Source organism: Shinella sp. WSJ-2 (assembly GCF_003432075.1).
Lineage (GTDB): Bacteria > Pseudomonadota > Alphaproteobacteria > Rhizobiales > Rhizobiaceae > Shinella.
Genome location: NZ_QWBU01000007.1, coordinates 131,919 through 146,544 on the forward strand (window position 1 = coordinate 131,919; position 14,626 = coordinate 146,544).

At 61.5% G+C, this 14,626-nt stretch carries 16 protein-coding genes and 1 tRNA gene; 11 read left to right on the top strand and 6 right to left on the bottom strand.

Translation table 11 applies throughout. The features are described 5' to 3' along the window. Positions 1 to 115: 115 nt before the first annotated feature. Together D0Y60_RS16700 and D0Y60_RS16705 are read right to left on the bottom strand one after the other, a co-directional pair. The gene (locus D0Y60_RS16700; RefSeq protein ID WP_199564218.1) at positions 116 to 643 is read right to left on the bottom strand and encodes a DUF992 domain-containing protein; all 528 of its coding nucleotides are present in this window, start codon (positions 641 to 643) and stop codon (positions 116 to 118) included. Between the two features lie 144 nt (positions 644 to 787). After that, positions 788 to 1,000: a hypothetical protein gene (locus tag D0Y60_RS16705; protein ID WP_117371097.1), complete on the bottom strand. Its 213-nt coding sequence runs from the start codon at positions 998 to 1,000 to the stop codon at positions 788 to 790. A 327-nt stretch (positions 1,001 to 1,327) separates the two neighbouring features. On the opposite strand from D0Y60_RS16705, the gene D0Y60_RS16710 reads away from it, so the two are divergent. Further along, positions 1,328 to 1,909, top strand: coding sequence for a hypothetical protein (locus D0Y60_RS16710; protein WP_117371098.1), 582 nt, complete (start codon positions 1,328 to 1,330; stop codon positions 1,907 to 1,909). Between the two features lie 24 nt (positions 1,910 to 1,933). Here D0Y60_RS16710 and D0Y60_RS16715 read toward each other — a convergent pair. Beyond that, a tRNA-Ser gene (locus D0Y60_RS16715) sits at positions 1,934 to 2,023 on the bottom strand. A gap of 245 nt (positions 2,024 to 2,268) precedes the next feature. On the opposite strand from D0Y60_RS16715, the gene D0Y60_RS16720 reads away from it, so the two are divergent. From D0Y60_RS16720 to D0Y60_RS16755, 8 genes are all read left to right on the top strand, one after another. Next, complete coding sequence (locus D0Y60_RS16720) at positions 2,269 to 2,487, top strand: hypothetical protein (protein ID WP_117371099.1); 219 nt, start codon at positions 2,269 to 2,271, stop codon at positions 2,485 to 2,487. A 264-nt stretch (positions 2,488 to 2,751) separates the two neighbouring features. After that, positions 2,752 to 3,714: a septal ring lytic transglycosylase RlpA family protein gene (locus D0Y60_RS25230; protein WP_281048156.1), complete on the top strand. Its 963-nt coding sequence runs from the start codon at positions 2,752 to 2,754 to the stop codon at positions 3,712 to 3,714. Between the two features lie 112 nt (positions 3,715 to 3,826). Then, positions 3,827 to 4,990, top strand: coding sequence for a D-alanyl-D-alanine carboxypeptidase family protein (locus D0Y60_RS16730; RefSeq protein ID WP_117371100.1), 1,164 nt, complete (start codon positions 3,827 to 3,829; stop codon positions 4,988 to 4,990). 135 nt (positions 4,991 to 5,125) lie between these two features. Next, entirely contained in the window at positions 5,126 to 5,815 is a 690-nt protein-coding gene (gene tmk / locus D0Y60_RS16735; RefSeq protein ID WP_199564219.1) for a dTMP kinase, read from the top strand. After that, positions 5,812 to 6,843, top strand: a complete 1,032-nt coding sequence (locus tag D0Y60_RS16740) for a DNA polymerase III subunit delta' (protein ID WP_117371101.1) — start codon at positions 5,812 to 5,814, stop codon at positions 6,841 to 6,843. Before tmk ends, D0Y60_RS16740 begins: the two co-directional genes overlap by 4 nt. Positions 6,844 to 6,923: 80 nt before the next feature. After that, the gene (gene metG, locus D0Y60_RS16745) at positions 6,924 to 8,474 is read left to right on the top strand and encodes a methionine--tRNA ligase (RefSeq protein WP_117371102.1); all 1,551 of its coding nucleotides are present in this window, start codon (positions 6,924 to 6,926) and stop codon (positions 8,472 to 8,474) included. A gap of 7 nt (positions 8,475 to 8,481) precedes the next feature. Continuing rightward, the gene (locus D0Y60_RS16750) at positions 8,482 to 9,261 is read left to right on the top strand and encodes a TatD family hydrolase (RefSeq protein ID WP_117371103.1); all 780 of its coding nucleotides are present in this window, start codon (positions 8,482 to 8,484) and stop codon (positions 9,259 to 9,261) included. Between the two features lie 2 nt (positions 9,262 to 9,263). Next, positions 9,264 to 10,091 carry an MBL fold metallo-hydrolase gene (locus tag D0Y60_RS16755; RefSeq protein ID WP_117371104.1) on the top strand — a complete coding sequence of 276 codons (828 nt, stop codon included), beginning with the start codon at positions 9,264 to 9,266 and terminating at the stop codon, positions 10,089 to 10,091. Here D0Y60_RS16755 and D0Y60_RS16760 read toward each other — a convergent pair. Beyond that, positions 10,079 to 11,023: a phosphoribosylaminoimidazolesuccinocarboxamide synthase gene (locus tag D0Y60_RS16760; RefSeq protein WP_117371191.1), complete on the bottom strand. Its 945-nt coding sequence runs from the start codon at positions 11,021 to 11,023 to the stop codon at positions 10,079 to 10,081. The genes D0Y60_RS16755 and D0Y60_RS16760 overlap by 13 nt on opposite strands. Positions 11,024 to 11,324: 301 nt before the next feature. On the opposite strand from D0Y60_RS16760, the gene D0Y60_RS16765 reads away from it, so the two are divergent. Further along, complete coding sequence (locus D0Y60_RS16765) at positions 11,325 to 11,852, top strand: GNAT family N-acetyltransferase (RefSeq protein ID WP_117371105.1); 528 nt, start codon at positions 11,325 to 11,327, stop codon at positions 11,850 to 11,852. Between the two features lie 170 nt (positions 11,853 to 12,022). Then, a complete protein-coding gene (locus tag D0Y60_RS16770; protein WP_117371106.1) occupies positions 12,023 to 12,433 on the top strand; it encodes a DUF4864 domain-containing protein in 411 nt (136 codons plus the stop codon). Between the two features lie 3 nt (positions 12,434 to 12,436). Here D0Y60_RS16770 and tgt read toward each other — a convergent pair whose 3' ends face one another. Together tgt and queA are read right to left on the bottom strand one after the other, a co-directional pair. Next, positions 12,437 to 13,567: a tRNA guanosine(34) transglycosylase Tgt gene (gene tgt, locus D0Y60_RS16775; RefSeq protein WP_117371107.1), complete on the bottom strand. Its 1,131-nt coding sequence runs from the start codon at positions 13,565 to 13,567 to the stop codon at positions 12,437 to 12,439. Beyond that, positions 13,564 to 14,625 (bottom strand): tRNA preQ1(34) S-adenosylmethionine ribosyltransferase-isomerase QueA, encoded by a 1,062-nt coding sequence (queA, locus tag D0Y60_RS16780; RefSeq protein ID WP_117371108.1) that lies wholly within the window; start codon positions 14,623 to 14,625, stop codon positions 13,564 to 13,566. The genes tgt and queA overlap by 4 nt, the downstream gene beginning before the upstream one ends. Between the last annotated feature and the right edge of the window lies 1 nt (position 14,626).

Sequence of the window (14,626 nt, forward strand, 5' to 3'; positions counted from 1 at the left end):
GTTGCAATGCCTACTCCAGACCTATCCGATTCGGACACGACGGTGGATCGCAGATGCTGTCCTGGACGACATATTTGAAAAAGCCGGACGACAAGGGCCGTCCGGCCTTTAAAAGTCAGCCCTGTGGTGTCAGGGTAACGGAAGTGCCCGTAGCGGCAATATTCAAGCCGATCTGGCCGCTGACGCTGACCGTCTGCAACTGGATAGAGCCGGAGGTCCCGCCAACCAAAACGTTCGCACCGAGGCCGACACCGACGGTGGCTTCCGCCGTGGCGCCCTGGTAAAGGCCTCCGAGCGAGCCGTGATGATAGCCGGCCGTAGGTGCGAAGACTGCCCAGACGATTCGACCCTGCGTGGTGAAGCCCACATCGACGCCCATCTTGCGGATCACACCGCTATAGACGTCCTGCTGGCCGCGGGTCGACTTGAAGACGCAATCGACGGATTTTGCCGAACCGAGCACATAACCGATGCCGCCGCCCACCTCGCAGGTGAGCATGCCGATCTTGACACCGTCACGATCGCCGTCGCGCTCGACGTAAACCGGCGCCTGATCGCGGATGACCATGTCGGCTGCGCTGGCCGTCGATGCCAGCGCTTGCGCCAGGGTAAGGGCGAGGACCGCTCCAAGCTTCTTGTTCATCGTTGTTCTCCTTCTAGCTGGCACGATAATGGCGAATCCGGTGAATTGGTTCCCGGTCGCCAGCCATCTCATGGCGAAGATCATGGCGGAGTAGGGGCAGCCGGTGCCACGCCTAGAGGAAGGAGACGCATCGTCGTTTTACGGTCACACCCGGTTGATCGTAGGCAGATGCGTGATCACCTCGTTGCGGCGTGCGGCATCGAGAGAGGCGATGTTTTCATTCCAGAACGCTTCCGCCTCGGGCGTCTCATGTTTCCACTGCCGGGTATCGACCTTGTTGTCATCAATTTCGGCAAGCCGCCCGCCGCCAAGGCGGAGATAGTCAGCAGCAAGCTTTGCGGTCGGTGTCTGTTCCATGGTGAGCCTCCTTGAAATAGAAGGCGAAACCGCAGGGCATGCGCGATTGTTCCGGGCAGCAGGGAAACGCAGGCAACAAAAAAGGCCGGGGCGAAAACGCACCGACCTTCCTCATCATCACCTATTCACCAGTGCCAGTACATCCGTGGTCAAGGTCATCAGGTGATGGCGGCCATCGCGAGCGGCAGAAGCCTTCCAGCGCTCTCAAGCGATTACCGATGACCGTGATATAGGAGGCGATTGTGGTGAAATCAAGTTCACGGTGTTTTATTTTGTTTCGGCTAAGGAGGTGGCTTTTGTTGCGTAAAAGCCGGGGCGGATTTTGGAATGGACACGGAGGTCACGGAACTTCCCCGACTGGATTTCAAGCTGGCAGGGCCGAGTTACTTCCTCGGAACATTCACGCTGGGAATTTTGCTCGCAGGCGTCTTGTCCAAGGTGATCCATGCCCTCATGCCGGGTTACCCTTCAATAGGAATGGTTCTCGGCCTCGTCGCGGCGATCATCATCTTGCCTATATCCGTCTTCTGGGGGCTGAAATCCATCTCGAAGATCGACTTAGATAAACCGGCTCTCAGCATTGATCGTGATGGAATTCATATCCATGACGTCAGAGTGCTTGATGTTCCGAGAAAGACCGTCGCCTTTATCGCCTGGGAGGAGATATCAAAGATACAATACCAAGTCAGTGGTCGCTTCAATGAAACCAAACACATCATCATTGAAAGCCAGACCGTCGGCCCGAATGGTCTATGGATCGCCGCAAACAAGCTGACATCCGTCAATCCGCGCGATCTATTCGAAACAATGCGGCATTATCGCCGCACAATCACACCACCGCCAGCGGACGATCCGCGCCTGAAAGTCTATGATTCCTTATCCTGGACGGGTCTCGATGATGAGGGCTGAAAGGCATTAGGAACAATGGGGATTTGGCGGAAGAGGTGGGATTCGAACCCACGGTAGACTTTCGCCTACGCCGGTTTTCAAGACCGGTTCCTTAAACCACTCGGACACTCTTCCATCATTCGAGAACGGTCTTCTTTTCCCGGTTTTGGAAAAGCGTACAACCGCTGTTGTGGCTATCTCTCGACGTTGCGGCTTTTAGCAGCTTTGATTGCATCGTCAACGCAAGAGATGCTGCACCGGAGGCGATGTCGATGCCGTGGTACAACTTTTCCCGACTTGTTGCTGACGTATTGTACTCGTAGATTCACGAAGCACCCGAAAGCAATGTTGCCGGATGGATGCGAACAGGGGAGGCAGCAATGATGGAAGTGCTTCGAGACCCTACGCATATCGGCATGTTCGAACCTCAGGATCTCGATATTCTGCAAGGTGTTTTCGCGCGGTTGACCTCCGTCCAGACCTTCAAGCTCGACGAGACGCGGGCGCGGTCTCTGGCGCGGTCGATCATCACGTTGTATCGCCACGGCGTGCGTGACCCGGACCAGTTGGTCGATGTGCTGCAAGTGCGCACACCATGACGGGATTGTCGGGAGGCGCGCCGACGTCGCCTCCCAGCACACGCGTTAACCAAGTAGAAACCATAACTTACCGAAGCTGTCCTTCTACCACCGACTCACCCGCAATTTTGCCATCTTATTGGCATGATTAACACACTGTTATTTACTGAGTGGCATTGACAGCCAACTTGCAGGGGCAAGGCAATTGGCTGGCGCACCGTCGGGGACAATAGCGGCGTGGGACACAACACTATCTCGAAAAATGCGACCCGGTTCGGTTTGAGCTTGAGGTTGCTGACGATACCGCTGGTCTGTGCCGGGCTTGCCGCCTGCGCCACGACGACCGCGGCCCCGAAGAAGAAAGTCCGCAGCAAGGAATTCTTTGCTGAATCCGAATATGGCGTGAAGGCAAGCCCGCGCGTCGTGGAAGAGGGCCAGCCCGTGCCGAAGGGCGGTGGCCGCTATCAGCTCGGAAAAGCCTATCAGGTCCGTGGCAAGTGGTATCAGCCGAAAGAGGAGCCGGGCTATAACAAGACCGGCCTTGCCTCCTGGTATGGTTCCGCCTTCCATGGCCGCCGCACCGCCAACGGCGAGGTCTACGACCGCTATCATCTATCCGCCGCGCATCCGACCTTTCCGCTGCCGAGCTATGCGCGTGTCACCAATCTGGAAAACGGCACCTCGGTCATCGTGCGCGTCAATGATCGCGGTCCCTATCACGAAGGCCGCGTGATCGACGTCTCCTCCAAGACCGCTGACCTGCTTGACATGAAGCGCACGGGCACTGCGAAGGTGCGCGTGCAATATGTCGGCAAGGCGCCGCTGGAGGGCAACGACATGCCCTATCTGATGGCCTCCTATGTTACCAAGGGCTCGCGCGTTCCCGCCGTCGATCCGGGCGGCCAGATCGCGACCGGCGTGATGGTTGCATCCGCCGACAGCCGGTCCTTGCCCTCCGAGGAGGCGAACGTACTGCGCGTACCCGACCAGAGCACCATGACGGCGCTCATCAACAAGACCGAGGCGACGTCCGACGCTTTCCAGGCGATGGAACAGCAATTCGTATTGCTGCCGGAAATCGGCCCGATGCCGATGGAGCGGCCCAATTACGTGCCGCAGCTTTCGCCGAGCTATGCGGCAGCCTATGCCGACGAGCGCGTGCGTGATGCCGCCGGTGCCTTTGATGCCATCCTGACGCTGGACGGCCAGCTGACGCCGCTCTCCGCGCTTGCCGACAACGCGGGCTGATCGTCCGCGTCTCGCTTCGCGACAAGGTCCTCGCGGACTTTTGCGGGGATTGCGTCAAAGCCGTTTGCGTGGTGCGCGCGGCTGTGGGAGTGTGGTGGCATCCGGAGTCATCATGCATCGCCGTCTTTCTGCTTTTCTCCTTTTTTCGCTGATGTTGCTGGGCTTGGCCCACGCCCAGTCTGCCGCGCCGCAGGCGGGCTTCGACGTAAAGGCTAAGCAGGTCTATCTCATCGAGGCGGAGACCGGCACGGTGCTGTTTGCCCGTGCGGAGAACGAGCTAGTGCCGGCTGCCTCGCTTGCCAAGCTGATGACCATGGCGACGGTCTTCAAGGCGCTCTCGGCCGGTGAAATCACGCTGGAAACGCAATACCCTGTCACCGAATATGCCTGGCGCACCGGCGGAGCGCCCTCGCGTACCTCCACAATGTTTGCCGCGCTGAAATCCAACGTGCGAGTGGAAGACCTCGTGCGCGGCGTCACCGTGCAGTTCGCCAACGATGCCTGCATCATTCTCGCCGAGGGCATGGCGGGTTCGGAGGCCGCCTTCGTCACCCGCATGAACAAGGAGGCGCGCGACCTCGGCCTCGAAAAATCCACCTTCGCCAATGCGACAGGCCTACCCAACCCGGACAACAAGGTGACGATGCGCGAGATGGTCGATCTCGCCCGACACCTCGAGACGACCTATCCCGAGCGCATGGCCTATTATCTCGAGCCGGAATTCGAGTGGAACAAGATCAAGCAGCGCAACCGCAATCCGCTCTTGGCGCTCAATATCGGCGTGACCGGCTTCGTCACCGGTTTCTCGGAGGACGGCGGTTATTCCATCGTGGCGGCCGTCAACCGTGACGGAAAACATCTGGTGCTGGCAATGGGCGGCCTGGAGAGCGACAAGGTTCGCATCGAGGAATCGCGCCGTATCATCGAGTGGGCGCTGTCCTCCTTCGAGCGGCGCACACTGTTCAAGCAGGGCGAGGCGATTGCCGATGCCTCCGTCTATGGCGGCGATGCTTCGACAGTGCCGCTCGTCGCGGGGGAGCAGGTGGATGTGTTCCTGCCGAAGGACAATTCCCAGAAGCTGGTCGCCCGTGTCGTTTATACCTGGCCGGTTCGCGCACCTGTCCAGCCGGGCCAAGCCGTCGGCACGCTGAAAATCTGGAACGACAAGCAACTCCTGCGCGAGGTGCCGGTGAAAACGGCAGGCACGGTGGGCGAGGGGACCTTGCGCATGCGGGCGCTGGATGCGCTGATCGAGCTGTTCTTCTTCTGGATCTGAGACGGGATGGAGCGGGCAGGGGCGAAAAGCGTTTCGCCGGCCGGAAACATCGGTTAGTAGTGGTCCGACTCGTCTCCGCCCTTGGCGGATTTGTCGGAAGGGCTGAAGACGCAGCCACTGGAACGGAAACAGGATTTGTCGGCCGCACCCGGTTTGTTTGTTACGTTTGAAGGCGGCGAAGGCGCCGGAAAGTCGACGCAGATCCGGCTTCTGGCAGAGGCGTTGCGTGCACGCGGGCTGACCGTGCTGATGACGCGCGAGCCCGGCGGCTCGAGAGGGGCGGAAGCCGTGCGCCATGTGCTGCTCTCCGGTTCGGCGGAGCCCTACGGCGTGCGCATGGAGGCGATCCTCTTTGCCGCTGCTCGTAGTGATCATGTCGAGCAGGTCATCCGCCCGGCGCTTGAGGCTGGCACCGTCGTGCTCTGCGATCGCTTCATGGATTCCTCCCGCGTCTATCAAGGCATCACCGGCAATCTGGAGCAGCCCTTCATCGAGGCGCTGGAGCGTGTGGCGATCAACGGCGTGGTGCCGGACTGTACCATCATCTTCGATCTTCCCGCCGCAACGGGCCTGGAACGCGCGCGAAAGCGCAGCGCCGGCTCCGGCGAGAGCGGCGAGCCGGACCGTTTCGAGAAAGAAGAACTGGAGACCCACGAGAAGCGCCGCGAGGCCTTCCTCGACATCGCCGAGCGAGAACCGCTGCGCTGCCGCGTGGTGGACGCGACATTGACGCCGGAGGCGATTGCCGCGCAGGTGCTGGCCATCGTCGAGCCTCTGTTGCCGATCAACGCGCACGGCCATTCCGATCCGGAGCATGTTTCGTGAGCGAAGATCGTCCCGGCATTCTCGACGGCGCGGTGCATCCGGCCGAGCAGACGAAATTGTTCGGCCATACCGAGGCGCAGGATTTTCTGGCGCGGTCCTATCGCTCCGGCAAGGGGCACCATGCGATCCTGATCGAAGGGCCTGAAGGCATCGGCAAGGCGACACTCGCTTTCCGATTCGCCAATCACGTGCTGCATCATCCCGAGCCCGCAGAGGCGCCGGATGCTCTTGCCGATCCGTCACCGGCTTCGCCCATCACCCGCCAGCTCGCCGCCGGTGCCTCGCACAACCTCCTGCATCTGACGCGGCCGGTGGACGAAAAGAGCGGCAAGGTGAAGTCGGCCATCACGGTGGACGAGGTGCGCAAGGCCGGAAAATTCCTGGCGCAGACATCCGGCACGGGCAACTGGCGCATCGTCATAATCGACCCGGCCGACGATCTCAACCGCAACGCCGCCAATGCCATCCTGAAGATCCTTGAGGAGCCGCCGAAGCGCTCGCTGTTCCTCGTGCTCACCCACGCGCCGGGCAAACTGCTGCCGACCATCCGCTCGCGCTGCCTGCCGCTTGCGCTGTCGCCGCTCTCGGAACGTGACCTTGCGGCGGCGCTCGACAGCCTCGGCGCAACGCCGACCGGCCCGCGAGCCGGGGAGGTCATCGCCGCCGCCCATGGCAGCGTTGCCGAAGCCCTCAAGCTCACCAAATACGGCGGCTTCGACATCGTGGAGGCCTTCCGCACCATCGTCACGGCCCCTGCCGAACCACCGCGCCGTGACGTGCACAAGCTCGCCGATGTGCTCTCGGCCAAGGATAGCGACACCGTCTTCTCATTCTTCTGCCAGCACGCCACCGATTTCGTGACCGACGCCGCTCGCACCGCCGCCCTTGCCGGCGACATCTCCCGCGCCGATCGCCTCGCGCATCTGTCCTCGCAGCTCGGCGAGCGCATCGCCATCGCACAGGGCTACAATCTCGATCGCAAGCAGACGATCATCACTGTGCTCGACGACATCCGGGCGTCGCTTTAAATCAACTTGCTGTTTCCCTCTGCGCCCGCATGGTCTAATACCTTGCGGCATTGCACAACCGAAGACAGAACGCACCGCTCATGACCGACACGAACCGCTTCTACATCACGACCGCCATTTCCTATCCGAACGGCAAGCCGCATATCGGCCATGCCTATGAGCTGATCGCGACGGATGCCATGGCGCGTTACCAGCGGCTCGACGGGAAGGACGTGTTCTTCCTGACCGGCACGGACGAGCATGGCCAGAAGATGCAGCAGACGGCGCGCAAGGAAGGTATCACGCCGCGCGAGCTTGCGGACAGAAATTCTGCCGAATTCAAGCAGATGGCCGTTCTTCTTAATGCGTCGAACGATGATTTCATCCGCACGACGGAAGAGCGCCACTACGAGGCCTGCGCCGAAATCTGGCGCCGCATGGAAGCCAATGGCGATATCTACAAGGGCGGCTATGCCGGCTGGTATTCGGTGCGCGACGAGGCCTATTATCAGGAAAGCGAGACGGAGAAGCGCGACGATGGCGTGCGCTACGGTCCGCAGGGCACACCCGTCGAATGGGTGGAGGAGGAGAGCTATTTCTTCAAGCTCTCGGCCTATCAGGACAAGCTCCTGAAGCACTACGAGGACAACCCGGATTTCATCGGCCCGGCCGAGCGCCGCAACGAGGTGATCTCCTTCGTCAAGTCGGGCCTGAAGGACCTGTCGGTCTCGCGCACGACCTTCGACTGGGGCATTCCGGTTCCAGGCGATCCCGCTCACGTTATGTATGTCTGGGTCGACGCGCTGACCAACTATGTCACCGCGACCGGCTACCTTACCGACCCCGAGGGAGCGCGTGCAAAATACTGGCCGGCGAATATCCATATCATCGGCAAGGACATCATCCGCTTCCACGCCGTTTACTGGCCGGCCTTCCTGATGTCGGCGGGCGTGCCGCTGCCGCAGCGCGTGTTCGCGCACGGCTTCCTGCTCAACAAGGGCGAGAAGATGTCGAAGTCGCTCGGCAACGTGGTCGATCCGGTCAATCTGGTGAACCATTTTGGCCTCGACCCCATCCGCTACTTCTTCCTGCGAGAAGTCTCCTTCGGCCAGGATGGCAGCTATAGCGAAGAGGGCATCGCGACCCGCATCAACTCCGACCTTGCCAACGGCATCGGCAACCTTGCCAGCCGCTCGCTGTCGATGATCGTCAAGAACTGCGACGGCCAGGTGCCGGAATGCGGTGAACTGTCGGACGCCGACCACGCCATGCTCGCCTCCGTCGATGCGCTGCATGCGATCACCCGCGAGGAAATGGGCAAGCAGCAGATCCACAAGGCGCTGGCTGCCATCATCGCCGTCGTCTCGGAGGCCGACCGCTACTTCGCCGGCGAGGCACCCTGGGCGCTGAAGAAGACCGATCCGGTCCGCATGGGCACCGTGCTCTATGTGACGGCGGAAGTGGTGCGCCAGATCGCAATCCTGCTGCAGCCCTTCATGCCGCAATCGAGCCGCAAGCTGCTGGACCTCGTGGCTGCTCCGGTCGAAAAGCGCGACTTCTCGGCATTGGGCGAGGCGGGTCGTCTCGTCGCCGGCACGCCGCTGGAAGCACCGAGCCCGGTCTTCCCGCGTTACGTCGCGCCCGAGGCGTGAGGCCGACATGCTGATCGATACCCATTGCCATCTGGATTTTCCGGATTTCGCTGCGGAGCGCGACGATATCGTCGCGCGGGCGCATGCGGCCGGCGTCAAGCAGATGATCACCATCTCGACGCGGGTGAAGAAATTCCCGGATATCCTGGCGATCGCAGAAGCCTATCCGTCTGTGTTCTGCTCGGTTGGCACGCATCCGCACAATGCGGATGAGGAACTGGACGTCACCATCGAGGAACTTGTCGCGCTGTCGCGGCATCCGCGCGTCGTGGCGATCGGCGAGGCGGGTCTCGATTACTTCTACGACAACGCGCCGCGCGAGGCGCAGGCCATTGGCCTCGTCAACCACATCGCGGCCGCCCGCGAGACTGGCCTGCCGCTTGTCATCCACAGCCGTTCGGCGGATGAGGACATGGCGGCGATCCTGACCGAGGAGACGGGGAAGGGCGCCTTCCCCTTCCTGCTGCACTGTTTTTCGTCCGGCCCGGAGCTTGCCCGTATCGGCGTCGAACTCGGCGGCTACGTTTCCTTCTCCGGCATTCTGACCTTCCCGAAATCGGAAGAGCTGCGGGAGATCGCCAAAACCGTGCCGCTGGAGCGCATGCTGGTGGAAACCGACGCGCCCTATCTCGCGCCAAAGCCGTTCCGCGGAAAGCGCAACGAACCGGCCTATGTGGCGCACACCGCCGCCGTTCTGGCCGAAACCGTCGGGGTCAGCGTGGATGAGATCGCCCGCATCACCACGGAAAACGCCCTCCGTATCTTCTCGAAGATGCCGCGGGTGTAGCCGTGGCCTACCGGCGGCGCTTCACCATTCTCGGCTGCGGCTCTTCGCCGGGTGTTCCGCGCATCACGGGCGATTGGGGCGCCTGTGATCCGACCAACCCGAGGAACCGCCGCACCCGCGCGGCCTTTCTCGTCGAGCAGTTCGGCCCGGAAGGCGTGACGACCGTCGTCATCGATACCGGCCCGGATTTTCGCGCGCAGATGATCGCGGCCGGCGTCGAGAGCATCGATGCGGTGCTCTACACGCATCCGCATGCCGATCACATCCACGGTATCGACGATATCAGGGGCTTCGTGCTGCACAACCATCGGCAGGTGCCGATCTGGGCCGACGAGCCGACGATGGAGCGCATCCGCGAAGGTTTCGGCTATTGCCTGAAGACGCCTGCCGGCAGCATGTATCCGCCGATCGTGACGGAAAACCTGATCGAGCCGCGGGACGCGCCGGTGACGATCCATGGGCGAGGGGGTTCCATAACCTTCCGGCCGCATCTCCAGATCCACGGCTCCATCCACTCGCTGGGCTTCCGCATTGGCGATATCGCCTATTGCCCTGACGTCAGCGATTTCCCGGAAGAGACCGTGCCGCGTCTCGCAAGCCTCGACGTGCTGATCATCGATGCGCTGCAATACCGCTATCATTCCAGCCACCTGTCTCTCAGCCAGGCGCTGGAGTGGATCGATCGGCTGAAGCCGAAGCGCGCCATCCTGACCCACATGCATGTGCCGCTCGACTACGACACGGTGCAAAAGGAAACGCCGGATCACGTGGAACCGGCGTTTGATGGTCTTCGTTTCGAGATCGACGTTTCGGACGATCAGGCGAAATAGGGTTTCAGGTTTTTCCGGATGCGTTCCAGCACCGTCGCGCCCGAAAGGTCGGGCGCAAACGTCTTGCCGGTGATCTGCTCATAGGCCTGGATATAGACCTTGGAGGTCTGCTCGACGAGATCGCGCGGGATTTCCGGAATCGGGTCCTTGTAGGGGTCGCAGCGTTCGGTGACCCAGGCGCGCACGAAATCCTTGTCGAAGCTCGCCGGCCGGCCGCCTTCGGCAAAGCTCTTCTCGTAGCTCTCGGCAATCCAGTAGCGGCTCGAATCCGGCGTATGGATTTCGTCGGCCAGCACGATGCGGCCGTCCTTGTCCGTCCCGAATTCATATTTGGTGTCGACGAGGATCAGGCCGCGTTCGGCCGCACGGGCCTGGCCGCGCGCAAACAGCGCCAGCGCGTAGCGCGACACCGTTTCCCATTGCTCGGCCGTCAGCAGGCCTTGCTCGAGGATTTCCTCGCCGGACAGCGGCTCGTCATGGCCGCCGTCGAAGGCCTTGCTGGTCGGCGTGATGATCGGCTCGGGTAGCTTCTCGTTGTCGCGCAGACCATCCGGCAACGTGATGCCATACATCTGGCGCTCGCCTTTGCGGTACTTGGTGAGGATCGACGTGCTCGTGGTGCCGGCCAGATAGCCGCGCACGACGATTTCGACCGGCAGGATATCGAGCCGCGTGCCGATCGCGACATTCGGGTCCGGATAGGACCGGACATGGTTAGGGCAGATATCGGCGGTTTCCTCGAACCAGTAGCGCGCCGTCTGCGTTAGCACTTCGCCTTTGAAGGGAATGGCCGTCAGGATGACGTCGAAGGCGCTGAGGCGGTCGGTGGCGATGATGATGCGGTTGCCATCGGGCAGATCGTAATTCTCGCGGACCTTGCCATTGTAGCGGTTGGGCAGTTCCGGGATATGGGCGTCGGAGAGAATGCGCAGATCGCTCATCGTGGCTGGCTTTCGCTGTTGGTTCCGTCTGCCGTTTCGCTTACGGCTGCGGGCGGTTGCGGGTCAAGGCACAAACCGGCTTTCCAAGGCTTTTCCGGCCTCTTGGCAAATTCATTAGTTCCATAATCTATCTTATGTGATATCTATATATAGACGGGTGGGTTCAAGTTAGAATGCCCTGTTTCTGCAAAATTGGAAGGTCGCGCTTCCCAACCCGGTGTCGACTATGGCCGACAAATCATAGTAGCTTGCCCCTCCCACCGCATCCCGCGTCTCAGACAGCGATACCGATATGACCGACATTCCCGTGCTCGAAACCAGCCGCCTTGTCCTGCGTGGCTTTCAACCGGGCGATCTCGACGCCATGACCGCCATGTGGGCTCTGCCCGATATCGTGCGCTACATCGGCGGCGTGCCGCTGACGCGTGAGCAATCCTGGACGCGGCTGTTGCGCCATGTCGGCATGTGGCAGGTCATGGGCTTCGGCTTCTGGGTCATTACCGACAAGTCCACGGGCCGTCTCATCGGTGAAGCCGGTTTTCATGAAATGCGCCGGGCGATGGTGCCGGATATCGAGAATACGCTCGAGGCCGGCTGGGGCCTGCTGCCTGACATGCATGGCAGGGGTCTCGCCAGTGAAGCGCTTGAGGCCATGTGGGCCTGGGCTGCGGAACACCGTCCCGACATGCCGATCACCTGCATCATCGATCCGCAGAATACGGCGTCGCTGACCCTTGCGACCCGACACGGCTTTTTGGAAACCGCGCGTGCGATCTATCAGGGGGCCGACGTTGTGATCCTTCGAAGGAGTAAAACATGACACAGGTTGCGGGCGCCCTGCTCCGCCAATTCGGTTTAATTTATCGATCCATCATTTTGTTTATAAATAATTTTATTTAGAAGAATTCACTTTAAGATTTTGACGCCACCCCAGGAGCGCTCGGCGTCTTTCCATGTTATGCTGCCGTCATTGAAACGGGAGTGTGCGTCATGAGATTGCCGGTCGCCATGTTTCTTTGCATTTTCCTGCCCCTGTTTGCGCATGCGGAAGAGCCCGTCGATACCGCACAGGGCATCATCCAGAACCAGATCGCCGCCTTCCTGAACGACGATGCGAAGACGGCTTATTCCTTCGCGTCGCCCACCATCCGTGGAAAATTCCCGAATGAGACCGCATTCTTCGACATGGTCAAGAAGGGCTATGCGCCGGTCTATCGTCCCGGCAATTTCGCCTTCGGCCGGTCCAAGGTGGACGGCGACATGGTGGTGCAGGAGGTGCTGATTTCAGGCCCAGACGGCAAGGACTGGACGGCGCTCTACCAGCTCCTGAAGCAGCCGGATGGCAGCTACAAGATCAACGGCGTGCACATGGTGCACGCCGCGCCCGGCCCGGAAATCTGATCCTCAAAGAGGGGCGAGATCGCCCCTCGCCCATTCTTCCTGCGTCTCCGCCATGAAGTCGGCGAAGCGGCCTTCCTCGATCGCCTTGCGGATGCCGGCCATCAGGTCCTGGTAGTAGGACAGGTTGTTCCAGGTCAAAAGCATGCCGCCGAGGGATTCATTGGCGCGGATGAGGTGGTGCAGGTAGGCGCGCGAATAGTCGCGGGCGGCCGGGCAGTTCGATTCTTCGTCAAGCGGGCGCATGTCTTCCGCATGACGGGCATTGCGCAGGTTGATACGGCCGCGCCGCGTGAAGGCAAGGCCATGGCGGCCGGAGCGGGTCGGCATCACGCAGTCGAACATGTCGACACCGCGCGCGACGGATTTCAGCATGTCGTCGGGCGTCCCGACCCCCATCAGGTAGCGCGGCTTTTCGAAGGGCATGTGCGGGATGACCGTGTCGATCATTTCGAGCATGACCTCTTGCGGCTCGCCAACGGCCAAGCCGCCGATGGCATAGCCCTTGAGGTCCATCCCGGCGAGCGCCTGTGCCGAGCGTACGCGCAGATCCGGGATATCGCCCCCCTGCACGATGCCGAACATCGCCTTGCCCGGCTGGTCGCCGAAGGCCACCTTGCAGCGCTCGGCCCAGCGCAGCGACATTTCCATGGCGCGCTCGATTTCCTTGGGCGAGGCCGGCAGCGCCACGCATTCGTCGAGCTGCATCTGGATATCGCTGTCGAGCAGGCCCTGGATCTCGATCGAGCGCTCCGGCGACATGTGGTGCAGCGCGCCGTCGACATGGCTCTTGAAGGTCACGCCCTGCTCGTCGAGCTTGCGCAGGCCGGACAGCGACATGACCTGGAAGCCACCAGAATCGGTGAGGATCGGATGCGGCCAGCGGATCAGCTCGTGCAGGCCGCCCAAGCGGGCGACGCGCTCCGGGCCGGGGCGCAGCATCAGGTGATAGGTGTTGCCGAGGATGATGTCGGCGCCAAGCTCACGCACCTGATCGAGATACATCGCCTTGACTGTACCGACCGTGCCGACGGGCATGAAGGCCGGCGTGCGGATCGTGCCACGCGGCATGGAGACCTCGCCGCGGCGGGCCTTGCAATCGGTGGCGAGAAGCTTGAACTGAAAGGTTTCGGTCATCGGTGGTCCCGGAAAAGCAGGCTGGAGTCGCCGTAGGAATAGAAGCGGTAGCCGGTCGCGATGGCATGGGCATAGGCGCCGCGCATCGTCTCGAGACCGGAAAAGGCCGAGACGAGCATGAAGAGCGTCGATTTCGGCAGGTGGAAATTGGTCATCAGGATATCGGCGGTGCGGAAGCGGTAGCCGGGCGTGATAAAGATGCCCGTCGCACCCGACCACGGCTTGATCGTGCCGTCCTCTTCGGCCGCACTTTCGAGCAGGCGCAGCGAGGTCGTGCCGACGGAGACGATGCGCCCGCCCCTCGCCTTGACGGCATTGAGTGCGGCGGCGGTCTCCTCGGAGACGTAGCCGATCTCCTCGTGCATGACATGTTCGGTCGTGTCATCGGCCTTTACCGGCAGGAAGGTGCCGGCGCCGACATGCAGCGTCACGAAATGGCGCTCGACGCCGAGCGCATCGAGTTTTTCGAACAACGCATCCGTAAAATGCAGACCAGCCGTGGGGGCCGCCACGGCGCCCTCTTCTCGGGCATAGATCGTCTGGTAGTCCTTGCGGTCCAGTTCGTCTTCCGCGCGCTTGGAGGCGATATAGGGTGGCAGCGGGATATGGCCGACCGTGGCGATAGCGCGGTCGAGTTCCGGTCCGGAGGCATCGAAATGCAGGGTGACTTCGCCGCCCTCGCCTTTCTGCTCGACGGTTGCCGAAAGGTCGTCGCCGAAGGTGATGCGGTCGCCGAGCTTGATGCGTTTTCCGGGCTTGGCAAAGGCCTTCCAGCGGTCGCCGGCAATGCGCATATGAAGCGTCGCCGACACTTTCTGGCCGCCCGCGCCGTCGCGATGGCGGATACCTTCGAGCTGGGCAGGAATCACGCGCGTGTCGTTGAAGACGAGCGCGTCGCCTGCCCTGAGCAACGACGGCAGGTCGCCGACGGTGTGATCTTCATAGAGCACGGCATTGCCCGGCTGCACGACGAGGAGCTTTGCGGCTTCGCGCGGCGTTACCGGGCGAAGCGCGATGTTTTCTTCCGGCAGATCGAAATCGAAGAGGTCGACACGCATC

Coding starts and splice junctions, on each gene's coding strand:
- D0Y60_RS16700 (WP_199564218.1), bottom strand. CDS start 643: ATGAACAAGAAGCTTGGAGCGGTCCTCGCCCTTACCCTGGCGCAAGCG.
- D0Y60_RS16705 (WP_117371097.1), bottom strand. CDS start 1,000: ATGGAACAGACACCGACCGCAAAGCTTGCTGCTGACTATCTCCGCCTT.
- D0Y60_RS16710 (WP_117371098.1), top strand. CDS start 1,328: ATGGACACGGAGGTCACGGAACTTCCCCGACTGGATTTCAAGCTGGCA.
- D0Y60_RS16720 (WP_117371099.1), top strand. CDS start 2,269: ATGATGGAAGTGCTTCGAGACCCTACGCATATCGGCATGTTCGAACCT.
- D0Y60_RS16730 (WP_117371100.1), top strand. CDS start 3,827: ATGCATCGCCGTCTTTCTGCTTTTCTCCTTTTTTCGCTGATGTTGCTG.
- metG (WP_117371102.1), top strand. CDS start 6,924: ATGACCGACACGAACCGCTTCTACATCACGACCGCCATTTCCTATCCG.
- D0Y60_RS16750 (WP_117371103.1), top strand. CDS start 8,482: ATGCTGATCGATACCCATTGCCATCTGGATTTTCCGGATTTCGCTGCG.
- D0Y60_RS16765 (WP_117371105.1), top strand. CDS start 11,325: ATGACCGACATTCCCGTGCTCGAAACCAGCCGCCTTGTCCTGCGTGGC.
- D0Y60_RS16770 (WP_117371106.1), top strand. CDS start 12,023: ATGAGATTGCCGGTCGCCATGTTTCTTTGCATTTTCCTGCCCCTGTTT.
- tgt (WP_117371107.1), bottom strand. CDS start 13,567: ATGACCGAAACCTTTCAGTTCAAGCTTCTCGCCACCGATTGCAAGGCC.
- queA (WP_117371108.1), bottom strand. CDS start 14,625: ATGCGTGTCGACCTCTTCGATTTCGATCTGCCGGAAGAAAACATCGCG.